Here is a 23,125-nt window from a genome sequence, read left to right on the forward strand (position 1 = left end):
TGCGTTGTCTCTGACTAGAAACTCAGTCCTCCGCCTTCAAAATGCAGGGAGAATAAAATCATCCTCGAGTACATTTTATCAATAACATTAGAGTATTTCAGTGATGGGTCACGCGCGTGTACGTTTGTCAACCCATAACTGAATTTTATTTCTGGAGAGAGAATAAAATATTTAAAAAAGAATTGAAACCCGATACCGCCTTCAGCAGTAAAATCTGATTTTTTTACTTTAATATAAGTCTCTGCATTCCGTGCTCCCGCTTTGCTGGCCAGGTCGAAATTATAATTCACTCCCGCCAATGTATACACGCGGAAATTATTGATGCGATCACTTTTTAATCTCACCTGTAAAGGAAAGCTCATGACGATGCCTTCGATATTCTGTGTGCTGGTGAGCTTATCATCGCCGGGATTCGGATATTTCTGCGTATAGCGGAATTTTTTTTCACTGAAGATGAGGTTCAGCGGATAGAAACGAATATCCCAGCGATCAGACACCTGCCAGTTGGCCATGATGCCTAAGTGCACACGTCCGGCGTTTTCAGAATTGACACTCATGATCGTGTCGCGCTGAAGATAAGTGGGATCGAGCGTGATGTTGTAGTGAGAAACGTTATAACCCAGTACTATCCCGAAATAGTAGGGTTTATCATCGTGATCGGACAGGTTCAGCTGCTGACGAAGCTGCGCCTGAAGCGATTGAATTGCAAAACTGGTACAGATAAATAGCAGAACTACTTTATACCGCAATACACACTGCAGATTCCAAAACTTAATTTTTTGCATGTCGTCTCCTTATATCCAATTTTGTTCATTACATCCGTAAAATGTTTCCCTTCCGGAAAATGCTGAACGGAATCTGTCAGGTACTGATACGCATTTTTGTTTTTTGAAAACAGTCCACCCATTTTCGGTGCGACCAGACCCATGTACAAATTGTAGAGTTGTTGTATGCCTTTTATTTTTGGTTTTGAAAATTCAAGGATTACAGCTTTGCCGCCGGGACGAAGAACACGCAGCATTTCTGCCAGTCCCTGCTCCAGGTTCTCGAAATTCCGGACGCCAAATGCCACAGTTACTGCATCAAACGAGGCATCTGGAAAGTTTATTGCTTCACTGTCACCCTGTTGCAACTCAATCTGTTGTGAGAGATTAAGATTTAACAGTTTCTTTCTGCCTAACTCCAGCATACCTTCTGAAATATCTATGCCAACAATCTTCGCAGGGTGCAGCATCCGGGCGGCCATAATGGCAACATCTCCGGTTCCGGTAGCTACATCGAGCAATTGTTGAGGCTGAATTGCTTTCAACTGGGACAATGCCTTCCTGCGCCAGGAAATATCGATACCCGCCGACAAAAACCTGTTCAGAAAATCATACTTCGGAGCGATGTCATCAAACATCCCCGCAACCTGCTCTTTTTTAGATCGGGTTGATTCTGTGTACGGTACGATCTTATCGTGAGCGAATTCTGTCATCGGCAGGCAAAAGTACAGTAAACGTGGAACGTTAAACGTTAAACGTATAATGTTAGACCCTGATTTTGTAAGTTTAATATTGACCTGGACTATCCTTTCTGGTGAATATTACATTCTTAGGAACCAGCGTTCTACGTTTAACGTTTAACGTTCAGCGAATTACGATATTTGCCGACAATTGCCCACATGCACATCAAAGACGCCAGCTTTGTCATCAGTAGTCCCAACGTTCAGGGTTGTCCCAAACCGGATAAGCCGGAATTTGCATTTATTGGTCGTAGTAATGTGGGTAAGTCCTCGTTGATCAATGCGTTGGTAAATAAAAAGAACCTGGCCAAAACTTCCGGAACACCCGGTAAAACGAAGTTGATCAATCATTTTAAAGTTGATAGTGACCTGGGCAACTGGTACCTGGTTGATCTTCCCGGTTACGGATTTGCAAAAGTTTCAGTGAACGAAAGAAAGCAATGGGAAAAAATGATCCGTACCTATATCCTGGAAAGGGAAAACCTGGCCAATATATTTGTACTCGTTGATTCCAGGCATGAGCCCCAAAAGATTGACCTGGAGTTTATTGCAAAACTCGGTGAATGGAAGGTTCCGTTTTCCATCATATTTACAAAATCTGACAAAGAGAATCAGCGCACAGTCAGCCAGCATGTCCAGGAATTCAAACAGGCATTAAAAAAACAATGGGCAGAATTGCCACCTGTTTTTGTCACCAGCGCAGAAAAGGGAACCGGAGTGGATAAGGTATTAAGCCTGATCGATGAAATATTAAGCCAATAGCCGTAAGCAGCCATTAATCGGAATCTGGGAGTTAACAACCAAAAGCCAAAAGCGGAGAGCTCAGATAACTCTTACACATCATGGATTTTCAATAAACAGACACACCATCGGATCTGCCTTAATGTTATTCAGGATGCTTGATACTATTTACTGTTTACTCCTACGGTCTGCCGTCTGTCTAATTCACCACCTTATTCGCGCAGCAGCTACTGGCAAAAGCTTCCGGCTTCGCTTTGAACGCAAACCCCATCCCCAGGATATATCCCATGGCTTCACGGAGCGCTTCGTTGCTTTTGAATGAAGGATTGGTATTGATGTCTGCATGCACTTCCATGTCAACATCATAAACAGTAAAAAGATCGCACAGTTCATATGCGATCTCGATGCTTTTGGCAACTTCTACCAACATGCGCTCTTTGATCGAATACTGATGTCGTGTCTTTTCGTTATGAATAAACATGAATCCGCCATGACCTTCCCGTAGAAATACGATTACCGTGGCAAATTCCGTTTCATCGCCCTTCACTTGCGAATCGGTGCCGATGCAGACTTTTAGCTTGAAGCCGGATGCTGTTTCCTTACAGATGGCCTGTTCTACTGCCTCTTTGATCGGTAGCTGAATGGAATCGCCATTAAACCTTCGCCAGAATGGTTTTCGTTTTTCCCCTTCCGGAGAAAATCCTGATGTGTTCTGATGTGGTAGTAACATATATAATGGGTTTTCCGAATATACGAAAATCCCTTTGAAATGCCCATCGTTCAGAATATCAATTGATTGTTAAGTCAGATCGAACAGGCTCAGACCTGACAGGTCTTCGAGACCTGCTGGGTGTGTTTCAGAAAAAAAAACCTCCCGAAAGCGGGAGGCCCAAATAATACATTAAAAGGGGTACGGATTAAAACGGGTCAGCCACTGATGGAGTTGTTGACCTTGATCTTTCTCAGGTAGTATAGGCCATCTTCGTTTATTCTCAACTCGTAACCATCGTCGTACTCGCTGTGCAGTATGCGTCCTTTGAATACGCTCTGATTTTCCTCGTCAGTGATTTTCGACAAAGAGAAAATCGCGTCTTCAAAATTCCGGCAGTGCAGAATCATGCTGCGCATGTTTTCATACTTCTGAAGTGAAGAAAGGACAATGGTATTGAGGTGGAAATCTTCGGCGATTTTGAGATCAGCTGTCGCTTTGGGTTTAAGTTCGAATATGCTGATGAGTTCATCTTCTGTGATTTCGATTGAATCGGCATATTCGCTGAACAGGAGTTTTTCCTGCGCGGCTGCTATTTTTTGCAAGCCAGTAAACACCAAACAAAGCAGAAGGACTTTGTAGCTTTTCAACATATTGGATATTGGAACTGATACCAGGGAATAACGATGTCATTAAACGGAATATTTTAAATTTTTGAGGAACAAACTCAACATAACTCCAGAGAATGAATCTTAAGCGCTGAATTACAGAGCGATCAGAATTATATATTTTTTATTTTTTTTTATCCCTTTTTTGAAAGATGATTTTTATCAGTATTGTTGAAATATCGATTCTGAATTTTTCCAAAGCAGACTCTTGAATATCTTTTTAAGCCCTCAAAATTATCAGGATCGTGCAATAAAATGATTCTCTGACGAATGCAGAAAGAAAGTAATATATATTAACAGAATGGCGCAACTAGTATTGACCGGTTGAAAGCAAAACCAATGTACAGGCCTCCATGGTTTCAATTCCTTTTTCTTCGGCTAACTTTTCGAGTTCAGGATTTTCCGTGCCGGGATTAAAAATAATTCTCTTCGGGGCAAGAGATAATATATAATCGTAGTAAGGTTGCTGATTAGTCGGGTTCAGGTATAGCGTAACCGTATCAATATCCTTGAATTCTGATTTTGTATCCGCAATTTCTACATCACCCACCCTGGTTTTCTTTTTTCCGATAGCGTTTACAGGATGACCTTTGGCCCTGAGGCGATTCAAAGCCAGGAAGCTATAACGGGAAGGGTTATCCGAAGCACCGAGAACCAGCGTACTTTTTTTGTTTTCCATTATCCAAATTTACTGCAAAGCGCCATTGGTTGTTGTTATCCAAATCATAACTCAAAACGGCTGCCCATGTGTTTTTTTGATCAGCATATCAATAAGAAAAGGGAAAGGTTTTATCGCACCAATAAAAAGATTCGTGATGAACCTATCCCCAAACAACGATTGGACCCCTCTGCCCATAACCATTCGTGAAGAAAATTGTTTGCTCCAGTTTTTTATATATTCTGACTCCATTTCTGAACGGGAATATATTCCCTGCAGAAATTGATGCATTAATGACGCCGCAATTTTACTGCCATGCATTGCCATACTCATACCGTTTCCGCACAAAGGTGTAATCATTCCTGCAGCATCACCAATCATCAGCACATGATTTTCAACCAGTGATTTTTTTTCAAAGCTGATCTGTGAAATCACTTCCGGCTCTTTGAAAAGTATTTCCGCTTCCGAAAATATTTTCCTCAGGTGAGGATTTTTTGATAACAATTCCGCTTCCATTTTCTTTATATCGTTGTCATGATGTTGCAGGTTAATTGCAGAACTTAAATAGCAAAGACAGGCTTTATCATTTTCAATGGAAGAAATTCCGCAGTAACCATTCTGGAAATTATGCAATGCAATGACTCCCGGTTCAACCGGATAACGGACATGGTATTTTATTCCCAGATAGTTATTAAGTCCGTGATGCCGTTTCTGTATAAATGGCCGGTTCCATTTTATGTCCAGGTTGGATCGTTTTCCGAAACTTCCGGCGCACAATTTTCCGGTGAAATGTTCATTGCCTGCTTTTATATTGAATTCATTTCCATGGAATTCAACTCCTGTCACTCTTGTGTTTTCGAACAATCTTACGCCGGACATTTTTGCCAGCTGAGAGAGCCGAAAATCAAGTTCATACCTGCTGATACCAAATCCTCCGAGATCGAGGCGATGTTTTATCAAAGTCCCGGAAGGCGAACTGATTTCAACTGTATTTATTCGGGGAAGATTCATTTGATCGAGAGGCAGACCAAGCCGTGTTAAAAATGGCCAGGACTCCATGCTGATATATTCGCCGCAGACTTTATGAAACGGATACTCATGTTTTTCGAGGAGGATGACTTCGTATCCTGATACTGCCAGTTGAATGGATAAACACAAGCCTGCCAGCCCGCCACCAATGATAACAACATCAGAAGTTTTTTTCACCGTCGGAGATCCAGAAATGCGTTTTATTTCAGTTTCAATCATGCCAGGGAGAAGGATCGTTTTTGTAAAATATCATCAGCCAGCGAAATGCCCATTTCCAATAAAGATTACAGGTCCATTCACTATCGGAATTTAAAATCCGACGAATGATATTATCAAGCTCCTGTCTTGAAAAACCACGTTGTACACTTAATGGCGCGTCGTTGATCACAAGGTACGACCTGGAAAACATTGCTGTCAGCCATTTTATTGAATAATAAGCAAAAGGGTGCCTGTGAAGATCGTTTACAAAAAAACCGATACGGGAGTTTTCTTTCATCCAATTCAGGATTTCTACAACGCCTTCATCAGAAAAATGATGGCAGAAAAGTGAAGAGAAAATGATATCAGGGCGCGAGGGTAAGAGTGCATGACGATAATCAGAACAAATCCAATTGACCTTTGGTATTGAAGCGCAATTCTCTTTTGCGTAATCAATACACTCTTTTTTTATATCGATACCGATCATTTCAATCTCGATATCTTTTTTTTGAGCATACTGGTAAAGTGCTTTTAAGTTATCGCCCCCACCACAGCCGATTTCACAAACTGATAATTTTTTCCCGGCTTTTATAAAATGTTTGAGGCCCAGGATAGTTATACGATGCCCACCAAGCCATTTATTAATGGTTTCCAGCTCTTCCATGTTTTTCCTGATTGCCGGAAATGGGATATCAGTCTGGTCGAGTAATTCCTGTTGATATGATCTGTTAGAGAAATTCAAGGATAGTATGACGTAAATAATCAGGATACAGAAGTTGCCAGGAATGTTTCCATAGTCAGACCAGGGCCAAATGCAAGTCCGAATATTCTGTTTGATTCCCCATGCTGTACATGCTGCATTATTTCCTTCAGAACAAAAAGTATTGATGCCGAAGACATATTACCAAAATGGCGAAGTATCCTGTAGCTCGCATCCAGTTGTCCGGACTCCAGCCCCAGGCCATTCTGCACCGCTTCAAGAATTCGTTTTCCACCCGGGTGAATACACCAGTGCGTGATTTCATTTTCAGTTATCCCGGATTTTTCTAAAGCTCTTTGCATCAACGGTGCGATATCATCATTGATCAGATCCGGAACGTAATTGCTAAGACTCATTACGAAACCTGAAGAAGACAATTCCCAGGACATATCTTTTTTCCCTTTCGGAACGATCTCGGCATAAAAATTTTCAATCTTCAATCCTTTGACAGGAACATCGTCAGGACAAATCAAAATTGCTGCAGAACCGTCGGCAAAAAGAAGTGAAGAAGCAATATTATCAAAAGTAGCTCCCTTCTGAAAATGCAATGTGCATAGTTCCGTACACACGATCAGCACAGTCGCATGAATGTCAGATCTGCAGATGGCATCGGCCATTTTCATGGCGTGAATAGCTGCGTAACACCCCATAAAATTAACAGAAGTTCTCTGGATATTCCTGGGAAGATCCATCAGCTCCATAATCTGAAGATCAAGACCGGGTGCACTCATCCCGGTACAGCTTACTGTGATAAGGTGTGTTATTTCCTTTTCTGAACGTTGTTCAAGACACTTACGTATAGCATCAACCGAAAGTGGCGCTGCATAACGGTTAAACCATTGCATGCGCCCTTCAATATTAGGGAATGGTTCCAGGTTTTCAGAACGGGGGTAAAATTTCCATTCATTCATGGGCCGGCTGTAATCTCCGACGACAGAATAACGGGTATCTATACCGCTATGATGATAGAGGTATTTCAGTTTCCGGTATTCTGTGTCTGGTAAAGCATACACCGTTTTCATAAAGTGCATAATATCCTCCTGCTCATGCCTGAATTGAGGGACTGCGGTACCTATTGAAATGATTTTACTCAATGTTATTCCAGATTAATAAGATGATGAATGCCGTAGTTGTACAGAGGGAAGCAATCACATTCATTTTCATAGAATGTCTGAAATCCGATGCTGACTTGTCTATCCATACTTTGCGTGCCCACCCGATAAAATATACGAGAACAGGTAGCAATAAGGTTGTCAGCACATAAAATTGTGCCAGCCGATGTTCGCTCCGGAAATATATAAAAAGGCATGCAAAAGCAATGGTGTAAATCAAACCAGAAAATAAAAATGTACCTTTTAACCCCAGTAACATGCTGATTGTTCGAACGCCATCTTTGTCATCTGCTTCGTGCTGGTACACCTGGGTTAGAGGATAGAAACCACCAATCAACGCGCTTGCAGCCATGGCTGGGAGCCATGGGATAGCCATGGATTTTTCTGCAGAAGCGCCAAACCATACCAAGGCAAATACCATCGCACCCTGGAAAATTACTACCGTCAGATAACCGATTACCGGATACTTTTTAAGTCGTATTCCGCGATAACTATAGGCCCTGGACATAAGAATGTATATTCCGGTTCCCAGCGCGAACAAGGAATGAACCTGAAATCCCAGCGCAACGGCCAGCAAGTCCATTGCAATTGAAGCATATAGTAATTGTTTGGTAGGCTGTTCGGGATTTTTCAATCCTCCAATGGGACCCTCGTCTCTATCCATGTAAGAATTGTATCCATTGCTTGAAGGATAGACCAGCAAATGCAGGATTACAAATATGATTAAGGCGTGACTCCAGCGAATATGTGGAACCTGGCTTAATGCAAAAAAATAAACCGGCATTAAGAAAAACGAGAATGGAAACCGGAGTAACTGGATGGTTGAATACCGGAGTATCATCTTACAAACTACAAATTATCAGATGATATTATCACCTGTAATCTGTATCCGCAAATTTCTTGCAATCATCTGCAACAATAAAGGAAGGTCATTGGTGGTATTCACACGAATGGGTGCGCGCCATTGAGTGCCAACCTTATCCCTGGTAAAAAAGTCTACCTGGAAAAAAGCGTTTCCAACCATATTTGTTCCTACGTCAATCACCGAATAATAGCCGTAGAAAATGCTGAAAAAAGTTCCGTCGTATTGTGTGTGTTCCTGAACTTTTTCAATCTGGCCGAGGTAAGAAATGACGATTGCTGCATCGTAGCCCGCTTCGATTACCCGTTTACGAAAGGATGCTGTGTCAATCTGTGACCCCTCAGGAAAATCCTTATAAGCAGGCACGGTTGGGTATCGCCTGTCCTTCAGATCTCCCGAAATCGCATCCTCCATTTGTTTTTTGTTTTTCTCAGGCTTAACAAGCGCCAGGACAAGTATTTTTTTGTAGTCTTCTTTTTTATATCCCGGAGCCAGAAAATTATTACCGCTGGCCGTAGGCTGACTGCTTTTGCAGCCCTGGAAAAGAACAAAAAATAATGAAAGAACAATCAAACCTGTTCTGAGACAGGCATGGAATTTTAAAGTCATGAAACAGGCTTTTTTCAAAAATAGAGTAATCAGGTGATAAAAGAGGGCATCAGATTAAACGGTGATTAGAAAGAAGTTTAAATATATAAATCAAAAATATATATTCTTTCCTTAAAAAACCTTCACTTATTCTATGGAAAGGTTAAAAATCCGGTGGTTTTATTACGTAACGCAACCAAAATTTTGCACAGATATTCTGATTAAATGGAGAAGTTATAAGGGAGTGTATTTTTCCCATTTTCTCCTGAGAGAACTCTTAAAAAAAGTATTCATTATCAACACAATAAATGACACAAGCAAAGCATTTCGTTTTTAATTTTACAGTTCAATGATCGGCTTTGGCGATTTCAGTTATACATGACTGTTAGCTCAGTCCAAAACTCCTTGTCATGAAAAAACTTTATACCCTTTCTCTCTTATTCCTGGGCACTTCGCTCCAGATATTTGCAAATAGTTACAAAGCAGAAACGGCCACTCCTTTTTTTAGTCTTTTTTCCATGTTGAATCCATCGGCTTTCGATAGAAATGAAAATCTTAAATCCGGAGTAATTATCGGATTGAATAAATTCGGCGACACAGCATACATCAGCAACGTAAAGCAGAGTCAGTTGAATGGGAACTGGAGGAGCTGGTATCCGACGCGGAACTTATGTGATTCGGGAAGACTGGTGAAGAATATTCCGGATGGTGAGTGGAAAGGATGGTATGCGAATGGACAAGTGAAATTCGTTTATCATTTTAACGCAAGAAAACTTGCTGCATTGAAAGATGAACTTCGTCGCCAACCTAAAACAAAGTTCTATTATATTGCTACAAAATCCCCGGAGGTAGCAGCTTCCTATTATAACGCGGAAAGAATTTTCGGACATAAGACATCCACACGGTCTTCTGTGTTTCTTTCCCGACAAATCAACCATAGACCACGTGAGGTGCAACACCTGCCACAGATTGTAGAAAAAAATACAGAAGAAAATGAAGAGAATTGTTACCTGCCACCTTTTACTGAAGCTTTGCTTCACGGGAATTTTACCGAATACTATGAATCGGGGAAAATAAAAAAGACAGGTATGTATATTAACGGACTTCGCGAAGGTATGTGGGAAGAATTTTCAGAAAATGGTGTGAAGGCAGTAGGCACTTACCATCATGGATACCCTAATGGCGAATGGCGCTATTATGACGAATCAGGGAAACTGCTGAAGTGGAGGAGATTTGATCATAAAGGAAGGACTACCGAGCAGTTTGAGTTCAATAAGAGGAATCGATATTCAAAATCCTGAATAGAGATCTTCAGGAGGTTAACAGGTCTTTAGAACCTGTCGGGTCTGACTAAATGAAAATCATTTATAAAAAAATGAAAGCCGCACATGTTGCGGCTTTTTATTTTATTCCGTTCATGTGCTGAATCACCTAATCACTCCAGACTGATTACCTGACTGCAATTCCATTTAACTCGGCATTTCCGGAACCAGGTGTTGCTGAATAAAGGGTGATTGCGAGGCTGAGATTATCGATCACACGCCAGTATATCGATTGCCTGTAACCATACACTTTGTCAGTTTCATAGCCTGCAAAGAAAATTTCATCACCAACAATGGTGAGTCCGTTGATTCCAGAGTCAGTATCACCAGATCCAATAGTATGCGTTGTAAATGATGAACCATTTAATCTCCAGTATTTAGCAACATATTTTCCTGCAGCATTTTTTTCATAACCTGCCAGAATAAGATCATCATCCTGAAAAGCCATCGCGTTTATCGTTGCTTCGTGAGTACCATCGGTAAACTGTATCGGGTTGCTTCCATCACTCTTCCATAGTTTTGCAATCTGGCTGCAATTGGTATATGGACATCCATCAAAACCTCCCACGTAAATAGTTGAACCTTTTGTTGCGATGGTATTACCTGACGCAAATGAACCCCTCGAAAATTCCAGCTGACTTGAAAAATTATCGGTCCATAATTTCGACATGCGGAAGAAATTGTCATTCGCCTGCCAGCCTGCAACGTAAATTTTTGAGTTTATACTCTGGACAGCCATGGCACCTGTTGAAACACCGGCTTCATAAAGCGGAACATCTGTTACATGTCCACCGGATGTTTTCCAGTAATGCCCATGAGAAACATATTGACAGTTGGGGCACCCAACCATCTGGAAATCGTATCCCGTAACATATACATCCTGGTTATTTACTTCCAGTCCGGTTATAAAATGTGCAAACTGATTCGAAGGATCGGTTAATTGTGTTGGAGATCCGTTTTTCCAGAATGTCGGAATGGCCCATCCATTTTCATTGGAAGTTGCGCCTGCGATATAGATATCATTACCAACAATTTTAATCGCATTGGCTTTGATGCCAACAGTATGACCACCGGGAAGGTCGTTAGGTGTTTCGTTATTCCAATATACGGCCTGTGAATAAAACCGGCTCGTAACACCATTACCAACGGCATGTACATCATAGTTTTTCAGTACAACCAATCTTGCAGTATCAGTGATTGAAACATTATCCTGGCTGGTTACTGTGATACTAACCCGACCGTTTGAAACTGCCTTTACTAATCCATTATCATCGACAGTTGCAATTGATGTGTTGCTGCTTTTCCATTGCACCTTTTTGTTTATTGCTGTTGAAGGAGTTATGTCAACAGACAATTGTATTTGTTGATCAGGAAGAAGGAGGGCAGCCGAATCTCCCAGCAATATTTTGTTCACTTTTGTTGATGGATCAACCGGTGGATTTATTGCTTCCGGATTATTTGATTTGGAACATCCAATAGCCAGTAGAAGAATGGACAAAAAGACGATTATTGATCTTGTTTTCATCGGTAAAATTAGGATCAGTGCAGAGATTAGAATTTTTTGAACGAAAGAGTGTAGCCCAGTAGTATCCCGGCAGAGAAATAATTTGCCCCAACTATGGTTGTACTACCCTGTAAATAGTTTTCTTCACTTGGATTGTCCAGGTTTCCTTCCTGGCTCCGGTTTTTATCAGATCCAAAACTAGTAAGCAGACCGATGCTGAGCTGACTGCGACCACGTGAAATGATAACACCGGTATTGAAATGAAAAATATTCCAGGTCGTTATTTCAGATTTGATACCAATGGATTCTTTTACATCCTGGTCAAAATAACTCATGTCTGTTCTGAAACTGGCCAGCATTGAAAGTGTTTCGGAAAACCGGTATTCGTATCCGACTGCAACATTGAACACCGACCTGGCTCCGGATTTCAGCCTCAGATATTGATCGCTGGTGAGATCCTGGTTCAATGAGGCCGGTCTTACAAAAGCTGACGGTGCAGCACGCATCACATCATAAACTCCTATGCCACCAAAGTATTGAAGTGAAATACCAAGAGATGATTTTTGAAGGTCATAATTGACACCGGCAGAAACAGAGAATGGTGATTTGTATTTTGTTTTTAATTTTTCCTGGCTGTCGTTCCCAAGGAAGTTTATTCTTCCTGTGTCAGTATCAATATTATTCCCGATAATATCGATCCCAATGGATCCTTTTCCGAAAAGATTCAGTGCAGGAGTAGAAACGGTTAATCCCGCGGAAAGATTATTTTTCTCATAAGCGATCCCAATTTTTGGTGCGAAGCGAACATTGTAAAATTTGAGGTTGCGCGCAAATGATGTCGCTACCAGCGTTCCTGTATTATCGTTCAAATACATTCGCGCATATTGATAACGGAAAAATTCCTGGTTCCTGACTATGACAAAACCTGAAATACCGACGGACCAGTTTTCTGATATTTTTCTCGCAACACCAACACCTGCTGTAATTTCTTTTAGCCTTGAATTTATCCCGGCTTGCGCAATGAAATCCTCCTTTCCCGGACTTTCACTTTCATCTACGATCTGATGCTCCTGGTCCACCCTTGCATTTGCATTAAAATGAAAATCGACATTGGTCACAATTCCATAGGCGATTTTCCATTTATTTTCTTTTCCCGAACGAAACATGCCACCGACCAGCAAAGGCACTGCGGCAATATTTGCACTCTTGAAATCTTTTTGCTGGCCGAGTGCATTTTTCAAAGTAATGTTGGTTGACGAGTATGCGTTCGCGTTAATACTCAGTGATGAAGTATCGATAAATCCGAGAGCACCTGGATTATAGAAAAGAGAAGTGTTATTCTTAATTCCACCGACAACTGCACCGCCCATCAGCACGCTTTTGGTCCCGTACTGGTTGGTCCAGTAATGGGTGTCCTGCGCAACAAGGATATCTGAATGTAAAAGGATTATTAAAACTATGATTCGCGTTGTAAAAGTTTTGTCCGATGATTTATTCACGTTCATCTTTTTTAATTCTTTTTATAATGAATAATCAAGGGGTACGAAATTTCATAATTTGCTGTTATTTTCAAAGTGTTTTATAGCTTATCGAGCTGGTTCCAGTCACGCTGATCACTTCTACTGTCTGCTGTAAACGTCTGCTACTTAAAAAGAAATATCCCACTGCAAACGGAACCGCCAGCCATGTTCCGACGCAGAAATTCTTGTAAAATCAAAATATGTGAGCTCTGCTGTTAGCTTATTTTTATGTCCGTTAAAAAACCAGTTCACCGCGCCTCCGCTTTCTTTTTCATTATTTTCTTTGATGCTGGTATCCGGTCGATATAATGCGAATCTGCCTGCGAGCTCCATTTGTCGCGGCCACCAATGAAATAGCTGATGAAACAGGTATCCGCCCTGCACGTACATTCCTGTGAGGTTAGAAGTGGCGTCATTGTCGAACTTATCAATTATTTCTTTATGATGCCACTCGCTCTGCCAGGAAAAGCCTTTAAACTTAAATGCTGATTCGATATTATATTGATTCACTCTGTACTGACCCGGAAGCCCGGCGGCAAATCCCTCGAGGTCACCTCCGCCTGCCTGCGAAAACCGGGTGTATGGACTTCTGTTGGTGAAAGCAGCATAAGCTATACTCAATGCCGGTTTTTCGTGAATTTCTAAATCACTTCCCTCGAACTCCACAGGCCGCCCGAGAGGATTCCATTGAACTCTTCCAAAAATCATAAGGTTATCATCATCATTGGATGTCTCACCCCGTCCCATGCCGGTTAGTAACGCTGCCCAGTAGTTAAAATCGGCTACAGTGCCCTTCTTCAATCGCCCATATACTTCGATTCCCTGCTGGCGATCAGCAGTAAACGGTCGATTAATGATTGATCGGTCAACCATCTGCTGTTCTCCGCTGCTGATGCAACGTTCCTGGGAATATTCCAATTTCCACTGGCCTACTTTGAAATTTAAAAATGTCCATTTCTCGATCATGACGCGGAAATCCAGCAGATTGGATTGTGCAAGTTCATATTCAAAATAATATTTCAACCATGGTTTGTATGCATGCCCGCCGATTTTTAAGCGTGCGCGATTGATCTTAAATATCCTTTTCTTTTCCGAAATGAAATCATCAAATGTAACTGGGTTCTGATCACCAGGGGTTGCAAAACGAAATTGTAATCTCGCAGCTATTTCCATCAGGTATTTATCGTCTGCCGCCCTAAGCTCGAATCCTTTATCGCCGTGTTTGAGTGTAACATATTTTGTGCTGTCTTTTTTTGTTGTTTGGCCTCCGGCAGATAATACAGTAATTATCACGAAGCATACCGTAGCAACTAACTTTGACCAGTAGGCGAATATAGCGCTGCTAATCTTTTTTCTTTCCATTGCCTCCGAGTGTTTTGGATATGCCCAGTCCAATTGTCCATGTATCATACGCGTTCCAGCGGAAATCATATTGAAGACTGCAAAAAACTTCCCAGCCTTTGCCAAATTCCTGCCCATATTCCACTGCGGCCCTGTTCAAAAAGTAAGTTGCTTCTTTTGCGAATTCGGCTCCGGCACCCAGGCCAAATTTCCAATGTTCCCCGGGAGTGAACATACCAATAATCGCCGGGGCAACAGGTATGGTCCGTTCTACAACTTCTTCTGTTCCTGATTTAAGGTTTTTTTCCACTTCAAAACTTTCAAGGATGATATCTGTATGCAATCCAATCAGCCATTTGGAATTGATACGATAATTATAATCCACGCCCCAGAAAGGTAATTTCAGCGTTTTCTTTTTTCCGTTCTCGTCACGACCATTGAAAACGCTTTCGTGCCCGATGGTCAGCCCGATGCTATGTTTTGATCCAGCTTCTCCTCCTTTATTATTTTCTTCCTGGGCGCGGAGGCATACAGAAATCAATATCATCACTATCAGAAAAATACTTTTTTTCATAGCAGGAGTTTATCGAGTAGATAGGGCACTATAAACATAACCAAAGACTATGGCAGGACAGAGTTGAGCTATTTGACGATATCAAATACAGGAAAAATCAGTACAGATCATTTGCAATAAATAAATCCAGGACAGTTGTTTTGCAACATCTAAAAATAAAGACAAAGGTTAAATTCAGTTTTTAGCTGATTGAATTCCTTAAATCTATTACAAATTTATCTAAGATAGGCAGTATCTTAGCGTACCATTCACGTCAGTTCTCATTGAGCAAATAGTTGGTTCAGCCCTTTGTAAAAGAGTATCGCTAAAACAGAAAATAAAAAGTCCTGTTGATGCATTCAACCATTATCACTGCAAAACTTCAGTGATCCTGCGTAATTGGAAAATTCTCTTTTAGTAGCATTCATATGGCGCATTATCGCCTTATTTCCTATCCGCATCAGAGATCAGGCAAACTGTACGAGCTGTCCGGCAATGCTGGTTATTTAACAGGATGAGGACGAATATCAATTTGTTTCGTTGGTTGGTTTTAATAGTTCGACAAGCAACACCGCATGTGCGGTGTTGCATTTTTTCAGCCCAGATTTTCATTACTGCAGAATCTTCATCTACCCGTGCTGAAAGACTTTTTACAGCTCAAAAAGTAATCTGTCTGTGCTTCAAAACTCGCCTATATCCTGTTACTAAGCTAACTCGTGAGTTTAATTTGTTTTCACGTTTTTACCTGTTACAAAAATGATTCAGCTGAAAATATATACTGCAAAAAGATCGGGTACGTTTTTGGAAATTGATTGAGTCATTTCCGCATTAGGTACGATACTGGTCTATTTTGTCATCTTCTGCAAATAACTTACAGGTATAACCGAAAAATGCGGAATACTCCGCACATGCCCGATTTTACGTCAACTTTAGAGATTAATTCGCTCCTGTTAAACCTTAGCACAATCCCGTATAATGGTTTAAAATAAAAGTTTACATTAGTTTTTATTTCGTTTAAGATAAGAAAGATTTAAGCTTTGATTTGTTGAGATGCATCTTAGTTGAATTATGAAGCCGGCGATCTCCTCCCTGTGAATTCATAACATTTTCTCTGATTGGTGAATCATCTTTTCAAACAATATTATTATTCACAAAAGAGCAGTTATGAAACGTTTATTTTCCACTCAAACAATCCGTGGATTCTGTATTTATGTTCTGTGCATGGCAGTCATATCCTCGTGCAAACAGAATGCAGGAACAAGCACAGCAGCTTCTGCGGAACAAACATCTACGCCTGGCTTCAAAGGCACCATGGAACTGGATGTACGTGATTCCAAAGCCGACTGGGAACCTTTCATTCCTAAAAAAGCACCGGACAGTGCACCCAATTTCCTGGTGATCCTGTATGATGACACGGGTCTCGCTGCATGGTCACCATATGGCGGCCGCATCAATATGCCAACCATGGATGCATTGGCTGCAGGTGGTCTGACCTACACGCAGTGGCACACAGTAGCCCTCTGTTCACCAACACGCTCAACGTTATTGACAGGAAGAAACCATACACTGAATGGAATGGCTGCGATCACAGAAGGATCGAACGGTTTCCCAGGTTCAAGCGGAAGAATTCCATTGGAAAGTACCACACTGGCAAATATTCTGAAAGACAACGGTTGGAGTACATTCTGGCTGGGCAAAAACCATAATGTTCCGGAGCAGGATGTGTCATCTGGTGCCGGTCGTACACAATGGCCATTGGCGCAGGGCTTTGAAAGATTTTACGGGTTTATCGGTGGTGAAACAAACCAGTGGTTTCCTGATTTGACGGAAGATAACAGGTTCACAGAACAACCTTACGGACCAGACAAAGGATATCATTTGTCAAAAGATCTTGCGGACCAGGCGATTTCTATGATCCGTAACCAGAAATCAGCAAATCCATCCAAGCCCTGGTACATGTCATTTAATCCGGGTGCGAATCATGCTCCTCATCATGCACCTGCAGACTATATCGCGAAGTACAAGGGAAAATTTGATGACGGTTATGAAGCTTACCGCGAATGGGTGTTGGGACGAATGAAAGAGAAAGGTATCGTACCAAAGGATACCAGACTTACTCCGATCAATCCGCTTCCTAATGATGTGGCTAACCATGCAGATGATGTGCGTCCCTGGAATACATTAAGTGACCAGGAGAAAAAATTGTTTGCACACATGGCGGAAGTATATGCAGGATTTTCAGAATACACAGATGCGCAGGTGGGAAGACTTCTTGACTATCTGAAACAAACGGATCAGTTTGACAATACAGTAATATTTTATTGTGCTGATAATGGTGCTTCGGGAGAAGGAAGCCCGAGTGGTTCTGTAAATGAAAACAAATTCTTCAACGGATATCCTGATGCCATTGAAGAAAATATGAAATACTTCAATGTACTCGGAAGCCCGGAAACTTATAATCACTATCCCACTGGTTGGGCGGTTGCTTTCTCTACTCCTTTTCAGATGTTTAAAAGATATGCCCAGTTTGCAGGCGGTACTGCAGATCCCCTCGTGATCAGCTGGCCAAGGGGAATAAAGTCGAAAGGCGAAATAAGAAATCAGTATCATCATTCTGTGGATATTGTTCCGACCATTCTTGAAATAGCCGGTTTACAAATGCCAGAAGTTTATCATGGCGTAAAACAGTATCCTTTATCAGGAGTTTCCATGTTTTATACTTTTGATGCAAAACCGGATGATTCAACCCGGAAGCATGTACAGTTTTATGCAATGCTGGGAACACGCGGTATCTGGAAAGAGGGATGGAAAGCCGCTGCGTTACATGCGCCTCTAACCGGCAAAGGACATTTTGACCAGGATAAATGGGAACTGTATCATGTTGCGGTGGACAGATCGGAATCTGAAAATCTTGCAGATAAATATCCCGAGAAAGTAAAAGAACTTCAGGCGTTGTGGCTTGAAGAAGCAAAGAAAAATAATGCACTTCCGATAGATGATCGTACTGCCGTCGAATTGCTTACCATTGAAAGACCTGCAGAAGAAAAACCCAGGGACAGATACCTGTATTATCCCGGTACTGCTCCGGTCCCTGAAGGCGTTGCAGCAAATGTCCGCGGACAGTCTTATAAAATCCTGGCCAATGTGGAGCTGAGTTCACCCAATGCTTCCGGGGTAATATTTGCGCACGGATCAAGATTTGGAGGACACTCGTTATTTATCAAGGATCATAAATTATACTACGTGTATAATTTCCTGGGTATAAAACCAGAGTATGTATTCATATCAAAGCCACTGAAACCTGGCAAGTATACTTTTGGTATTGAGTTTACAAAAGACTCTACAGGAAAATACGGTGAGTCAATCGGAACACTGAAGCTCTATGTAAATGACCAGGTGGTTGCACAGGGACCGATGAAAACACAATCCGGAAAATTCACTCTATCGGGTGACGGACTCTGCGTGGGTTATGATAGTGGTGATGCCGTGAGTAGTCTGTACAAAACGCCGGGCACTTTTACGGGGGGAAAAATCCAGGTAGTGGGTGTTACAGTAGAAAAAGCCGGTTATAAAGATCTTGAAGCCGAAGCGCGCAGAGCGTTGATGGCGAATTAGACCAGACCTGCCAGGTCTGATCTAAAAACAGGCTGTCCATTTGCATGGCAGCCTGTTTCTTTACTGTGATTCGATGATTTCTTTAATTAATTTATTCTCTTCTACGTTTGCTATCTCATACCCATTCTTTCCACCTTCCTGCACCGCCATCTGAAATATGTTCAACAAATGTTCCTGCTGTCGGCGGTGAAACAGTATATCGTTTTGAAGTTTTCATATAGAAAGCCGCTTCCAGTTGTTTTGCAGTTCTGCAGCAGCGTAATGTGTAAGCATCTGCGTCAGCAAAAAAGTGACAATACTTATCATTTTTTGTTGTTAATCCGGAGAACTATGTTTTTGATTACAACGGGGCTAAGAATCAGGGGATGGGCCAGTAATAATTCTTCAAATAAAAATGTTTGGTACACCTGGGATGGTGTTCCGACCGGGTGAAGAGCAAATCGGATCTATAGGTTTAAAAAATCCTGTAAGGTCTATAATTCCCATCCCACCGTAAACTGAAATACATAGTCAAAATCCTTACCTGCTACCGCGGGGCGATTATCAAAGTTGACCGTGGTGCCGAATTTCACATAGAAATCCTCCCAGAATTCATATTTCGCATCAAACTGAAAGTCAGAACGCCATCTGCCGGATTCTGTGAGAGAACGATAAATGTAAATATTGGTAAGCAGTGACAGGTCGCCTATATCAAAGAGGTTTAATTCGCTGGCGATGTACACTTCCATACTATTTCGTGACTGCGTTTCGTTGGTGAAGGATTCATTATTGTATGAGAAGCCTGCGCCCGCTCCAAAATATGTTTTGTTGCTGTGCACAAAGAATTTTCCTCCACCAAGTTTGGCTGTAGTCCGGAGGTTTAATGCCTGTTCTGTATTCGAAAGAAAGCTTACTGATGAAGCGAGATACCAATCATGTTGCAGAAAGTATTTATAATTGATTGCAGCATCCGTTCTGTTAGTTGAAGCGACACTATCCTGGCTTGATTTCAAACCATTGTAACTAACATTGAGCTGCCATCGGTCTGCCAGATATCCAACCCCGCTTCTTATTGAGAATTGCCGAAGATTGTTTGCTTTAGTAATACTGAGGCCCACATCAATATACGCTGATAAGCGACTCCAGAATTTTGACTTCAATCCCTTGAGATAAACGATATCATCAAGTTTTACATCCAGATCGTTAATGCCTGAATCTGAAATCCGGACTGTATTTCTTTCAGGCAGAGAAGCCAATGTTCCGTTAATACGCCTGCCATCATGTAGTGTCATCAGTAAACGTGTCCGCGAATACAATTGCGCAATTTCATTCCATTTGATAGTAAAGTCATTTTTTGAATATGGTGTTTCGATGGTCAAAACCCCATTGTTCAAGGCTTTGATTTCCCCGACCATTGTATTGCCATTATTGAAAATAATGGAGTCCTTCTGGCTGTAGCAGATGCCTGGCATAAATACAATTGCAAATCCAAGAAGAACTAAAGGTTTGCGCCTGGCCCGTTTTTCAGTTAGAATTTTCGAAACATTCATTCTGGAAAATTTTGAAGTTCAAAAAAGCGAATCGAATTAGGGCACGAATAAAAAGATCTGTTACAACCCAAAACCTTCCATGAAAATTTTCCAATTACTTAGCAGAAATACCAGTCGTTATCCCTGTTCAGTCATTTGAAATTGTATGTTAATCAGTAACTCCACCAACTTATTAAGGTGTGTCCAAAAGGTTATCAGGTATATCCAAGTTCGTCTTAAAAATATGATTTTCAAAATGAAAGATTCTATTTGGGAATATCCGGAGAAAGGGGGTTTGATTTTGCCGGGATGCAACTGCACCTTACCTGGCATGGAAGTATAATATCAAATGATCATTGAGTGAAGTCAATTTATTTTCACCAAAACGGTCAGTTGTCAACTTCCCTGATTGTTTTCCTGCCATCATTTTTTCTGACTTCGTATTTCAGTTTAAAGCTACTCAGGTCTGGCGCGTGCTGTCTTTTGCGTTTCAATTCATACCCGTATATGGCTTTTCCAATTGCATTAAACCAGGGCAACGCGATTGTTTCGTATTCGTACCTGTCGTCGTTCATGATACCATCCTTATTAACATAGATGGTGGCAGTAATCATGTATTCAATCTTATTTTCAAAATCCGCTACATAGGAAACATCCGTCATGCAGCCATATGCCCAGCCAACTTTGTTAAACACCCTGATATTTAATGGAATTGTTCTGCCGGAATTTGTGAAATAAAATTTTACGTAGCTGTCATAATAGTGTGAGGAATCATATTTGGGATAATTGGTTTCGGAAGGATATTGCGAGAGATATTGATAAAGAAACTGATAGTCTGCAGGGGTAAGTCTGAACCTTTTTTCCATTGGCACTGAAGAAGGAAACATAACAGACTGCAGCAATTGTTGCAGGTCTTCCACCGGGAGGTTATTGTGTGTGGTAAAATCCATGGGTTCAGGAATGAGTTTACCTTCGCGATCAATGTACGCGCGTCCCATTTTATGGACGTTACTGAAATCAAATGAATCAGTATTGCGGGCCATGGGTTGCAGAATACGTTCCTTTGTTTTTGGATTGGTAATGTATATCGGGTTAGTATACCTGTTTTCTTCTGGTGTCATACGTACAAAACGACGCGTAATTCTTGTTTCAGGATAACCCATAGAATGTAATCTGCGATTGATGCTTTGCTGACCAATAAATTCATACAATCGGTTGTATGCTTCATTATCACTAACCAGTAATACCTTTCGGATATATTGAGCGATAGAAGGCAAACCTGTTTCAGAAGTTGAATCGGTGTATTCCCTGGTCTGTGCATTATAGCCGCTATCATATTGCAATATCGAATTCATGTCTGCCCATGGTGGATTCATTTCATTCAGTTTTTCAAGTGCAAGAAATGCCAGCGGCATTTTTACTGTGGAAGCCGGATTGAAATATCTTTTGCTGTCGACATGGTAATAATAGTTTTTGAAGGAGGGCCGGTTTCTTCTGTCGCGATCAATTTTTGTATAAATGATCTGAAAATTAAAACTATCCGGACTGGCCATCACCAGTTTCAGGATAGAGTCATTTTGTTTTTTTAACAGATCAACGAGGAAGCCATCAGTCTTGGGTTGTGCGAAAAGTTGAAATGAAAATAGCTGGACTATCAGCAACAGGAAAGGTTTTCTCATGCAGCTAAAGATAGCGGATATTTTGCTGTGAAAAGGTTGGGCCGTGCGTGTCGCGAAATGGCAGAGACAACACATGCGTTGTCTCTGCCATTTTGCCAATCTGCTGGGCATCGAAATAATTCAAATAATTTTTATTCCTCTGATGTCTTCAACTTTGCCATTACCGGATATGCATTTTTTGTGATGATAGATTTACCGGTGAGATCCTGCGTACTTTTTATTTCGACAAGACCACTGTCAGTGATTCCGGACTGTACATGGATCAACCGAAAGGTAGTACTGTCTTCCTGTTCAAGGACGTATTCGTCGGAACCAAACCGAACCACTGCTTCCTCAGGAACTGCCACTACTTCAGCATCGGTTATACTTATACGTGCTTTGAGAAACATGCCCGGCAGCAATTGTTTTGGTTGTACTTCGAAGTGACAATGTACTAACGTACCCCTGCTTTCATCTACATTTTTTGAAACAAGAAGTACTTCGCAGGGATACTCTTCATCCGGATTGTCTACAAAAGAAACCATAACCCTCTGGCCGGGTTTTACTTTTGAGACATCCTTTTCGAATACCGTCAATGCCGCATGTATATCTGCCGGATTGATCAACTCAAATAACACATCAGTAGCATTGATAAACTTTCCAATATTTACATTCACTTTAGCAACAAAACCATTGATTGGTGAATGTACAGCAACACTCCGCGAAATATTCTGATCAGTCAGGTTGGAAGGATTGATTCCAACCAATCTTAATTTTTCTTCAAAGCCACGAAGCAATATTTTCTGCCCTTCGAATTCTGACTTTGTTTTCTGATATACTTTATCCGCGTTCACCTGGTTGTCGTGCAGCAGTTGTTGTCTTTTAAATTCAGTTTCCAGGAAAGCCAGGTTATTTCTTGTTACCAGGTAATCCTGCTGTAACTGGATCAATGCCTGATCTTCCACGATCGCAATCACCTCTCCTTTACTTACATGCATTCCCGGAATCAGTTTTGTGCTTTTCAAATAACCTCCTAAAGGAAAACTGACAGATACAATATTTTGCGGAGGTACATCGACTGTACCATTCACGACCAGTTCGCTTTTCAGTTTGTGTTTTGTTACAACGCCAGTTTCAATTCCAGCCTTGCTGATTTGCTCCGGACTCATACTAACGCGGTCGGTTACTGTTTCTTTTTTCTGTTCTGTTTCCTGTGGTTTATTTTTACAACTGCCGGATACCAGGATAACAATGAGTATTATTAACGTGCGCATG

General features: G+C 41.3%; 20 protein-coding genes. 3 read left to right on the forward strand and 17 right to left on the reverse strand.

Annotated elements, in window-relative coordinates:
• Positions 1 to 14: 14 nt before the first annotated feature.
• Together porT and ubiE are read right to left on the reverse strand one after the other, a co-directional pair.
• On the reverse strand, positions 15 to 749 hold the full coding sequence (porT, locus tag P2W82_RS08005) for a type IX secretion/gliding motility protein PorT/SprT (protein WP_336515339.1): 735 nt from the start codon (positions 747 to 749) through the stop codon (positions 15 to 17).
• On the reverse strand, positions 734 to 1,477 hold the full coding sequence (ubiE, locus tag P2W82_RS08010) for a bifunctional demethylmenaquinone methyltransferase/2-methoxy-6-polyprenyl-1,4-benzoquinol methylase UbiE (RefSeq protein WP_336515340.1): 744 nt from the start codon (positions 1,475 to 1,477) through the stop codon (positions 734 to 736). Before ubiE ends, porT begins: the two co-directional genes overlap by 16 nt.
• Positions 1,478 to 1,663: 186 nt before the next feature.
• Between ubiE and yihA the strand changes: the two genes are divergently transcribed.
• Positions 1,664 to 2,266 carry a ribosome biogenesis GTP-binding protein YihA/YsxC gene (gene yihA / locus P2W82_RS08015; RefSeq protein WP_336515341.1) on the forward strand — a complete coding sequence of 201 codons (603 nt, stop codon included), beginning with the start codon at positions 1,664 to 1,666 and terminating at the stop codon, positions 2,264 to 2,266.
• 178 nt (positions 2,267 to 2,444) lie between these two features.
• On the opposite strand, the gene P2W82_RS08020 is transcribed toward yihA, so the two are convergent.
• The 8 genes from P2W82_RS08020 to P2W82_RS08055 form a co-directional block, all read right to left on the reverse strand.
• Positions 2,445 to 2,975, reverse strand: coding sequence for a ribonuclease H-like YkuK family protein (locus P2W82_RS08020; protein ID WP_336515342.1), 531 nt, complete (start codon positions 2,973 to 2,975; stop codon positions 2,445 to 2,447).
• A 197-nt stretch (positions 2,976 to 3,172) separates the two neighbouring features.
• Positions 3,173 to 3,607 (reverse strand): hypothetical protein, encoded by a 435-nt coding sequence (locus tag P2W82_RS08025; RefSeq protein WP_336515343.1) that lies wholly within the window; start codon positions 3,605 to 3,607, stop codon positions 3,173 to 3,175.
• A gap of 325 nt (positions 3,608 to 3,932) precedes the next feature.
• Entirely contained in the window at positions 3,933 to 4,301 is a 369-nt protein-coding gene (locus P2W82_RS08030; protein WP_336515344.1) for a CoA-binding protein, read from the reverse strand.
• Positions 4,302 to 4,352: 51 nt separating this feature from the next.
• Complete coding sequence (locus P2W82_RS08035; protein ID WP_336515345.1) at positions 4,353 to 5,486, reverse strand: NAD(P)/FAD-dependent oxidoreductase; 1,134 nt, start codon at positions 5,484 to 5,486, stop codon at positions 4,353 to 4,355.
• A 34-nt stretch (positions 5,487 to 5,520) separates the two neighbouring features.
• Positions 5,521 to 6,249 carry a methyltransferase domain-containing protein gene (locus P2W82_RS08040; protein WP_336515346.1) on the reverse strand — a complete coding sequence of 243 codons (729 nt, stop codon included), beginning with the start codon at positions 6,247 to 6,249 and terminating at the stop codon, positions 5,521 to 5,523.
• A gap of 20 nt (positions 6,250 to 6,269) precedes the next feature.
• Entirely contained in the window at positions 6,270 to 7,361 is a 1,092-nt protein-coding gene (locus tag P2W82_RS08045; protein ID WP_336515347.1) for a type III polyketide synthase, read from the reverse strand.
• The gene (locus tag P2W82_RS08050; protein WP_336515348.1) at positions 7,354 to 8,220 is read right to left on the reverse strand and encodes a UbiA family prenyltransferase; all 867 of its coding nucleotides are present in this window, start codon (positions 8,218 to 8,220) and stop codon (positions 7,354 to 7,356) included. Before P2W82_RS08050 ends, P2W82_RS08045 begins: the two co-directional genes overlap by 8 nt.
• An 18-nt stretch (positions 8,221 to 8,238) precedes the next feature.
• Positions 8,239 to 8,850, reverse strand: coding sequence for a hypothetical protein (locus tag P2W82_RS08055; protein ID WP_336515349.1), 612 nt, complete (start codon positions 8,848 to 8,850; stop codon positions 8,239 to 8,241).
• A gap of 389 nt (positions 8,851 to 9,239) precedes the next feature.
• Here P2W82_RS08055 and P2W82_RS08060 point away from each other — a divergent pair, with 389 nt between their 5' ends.
• A complete protein-coding gene (locus tag P2W82_RS08060; protein WP_336515350.1) occupies positions 9,240 to 10,130 on the forward strand; it encodes a toxin-antitoxin system YwqK family antitoxin in 891 nt (296 codons plus the stop codon).
• Positions 10,131 to 10,278: 148 nt separating this feature from the next.
• Here P2W82_RS08060 and P2W82_RS08065 read toward each other — a convergent pair whose 3' ends face one another.
• From P2W82_RS08065 to P2W82_RS08080, 4 genes are all read right to left on the reverse strand, one after another.
• Positions 10,279 to 11,676 (reverse strand): Ig-like domain-containing protein, encoded by a 1,398-nt coding sequence (locus P2W82_RS08065; RefSeq protein WP_336515351.1) that lies wholly within the window; start codon positions 11,674 to 11,676, stop codon positions 10,279 to 10,281.
• A 26-nt stretch (positions 11,677 to 11,702) separates the two neighbouring features.
• Positions 11,703 to 13,154 carry a hypothetical protein gene (locus P2W82_RS08070; RefSeq protein WP_336515352.1) on the reverse strand — a complete coding sequence of 484 codons (1,452 nt, stop codon included), beginning with the start codon at positions 13,152 to 13,154 and terminating at the stop codon, positions 11,703 to 11,705.
• A gap of 147 nt (positions 13,155 to 13,301) precedes the next feature.
• Positions 13,302 to 14,537: a porin gene (locus tag P2W82_RS08075; RefSeq protein WP_336515353.1), complete on the reverse strand. Its 1,236-nt coding sequence runs from the start codon at positions 14,535 to 14,537 to the stop codon at positions 13,302 to 13,304.
• Complete coding sequence (locus P2W82_RS08080; RefSeq protein WP_336515354.1) at positions 14,518 to 15,090, reverse strand: hypothetical protein; 573 nt, start codon at positions 15,088 to 15,090, stop codon at positions 14,518 to 14,520. Before P2W82_RS08080 ends, P2W82_RS08075 begins: the two co-directional genes overlap by 20 nt.
• Before the next feature lie 1,200 nt (positions 15,091 to 16,290).
• Between P2W82_RS08080 and P2W82_RS08085 the strand changes: the two genes are divergently transcribed.
• Positions 16,291 to 18,684, forward strand: a complete 2,394-nt coding sequence (locus P2W82_RS08085; protein ID WP_336515355.1) for an arylsulfatase — start codon at positions 16,291 to 16,293, stop codon at positions 18,682 to 18,684.
• A gap of 473 nt (positions 18,685 to 19,157) precedes the next feature.
• Here P2W82_RS08085 and P2W82_RS08090 read toward each other — a convergent pair whose 3' ends face one another.
• The 3 genes from P2W82_RS08090 to P2W82_RS08100 form a co-directional block, all read right to left on the reverse strand.
• A complete protein-coding gene (locus P2W82_RS08090) occupies positions 19,158 to 20,213 on the reverse strand; it encodes a DUF481 domain-containing protein (protein WP_336515356.1) in 1,056 nt (351 codons plus the stop codon).
• A gap of 368 nt (positions 20,214 to 20,581) precedes the next feature.
• Positions 20,582 to 21,871: a serine hydrolase gene (locus P2W82_RS08095; protein ID WP_336515357.1), complete on the reverse strand. Its 1,290-nt coding sequence runs from the start codon at positions 21,869 to 21,871 to the stop codon at positions 20,582 to 20,584.
• Between the two features lie 131 nt (positions 21,872 to 22,002).
• Complete coding sequence (locus P2W82_RS08100; protein ID WP_336515358.1) at positions 22,003 to 23,124, reverse strand: efflux RND transporter periplasmic adaptor subunit; 1,122 nt, start codon at positions 23,122 to 23,124, stop codon at positions 22,003 to 22,005.
• Position 23,125: the final 1 nt, after the last annotated feature.

It is taken from the genome of Pollutibacter soli (assembly GCA_029269725.1).
Lineage (GTDB): Bacteria > Bacteroidota > Bacteroidia > Chitinophagales > Chitinophagaceae > Pollutibacter > Pollutibacter soli.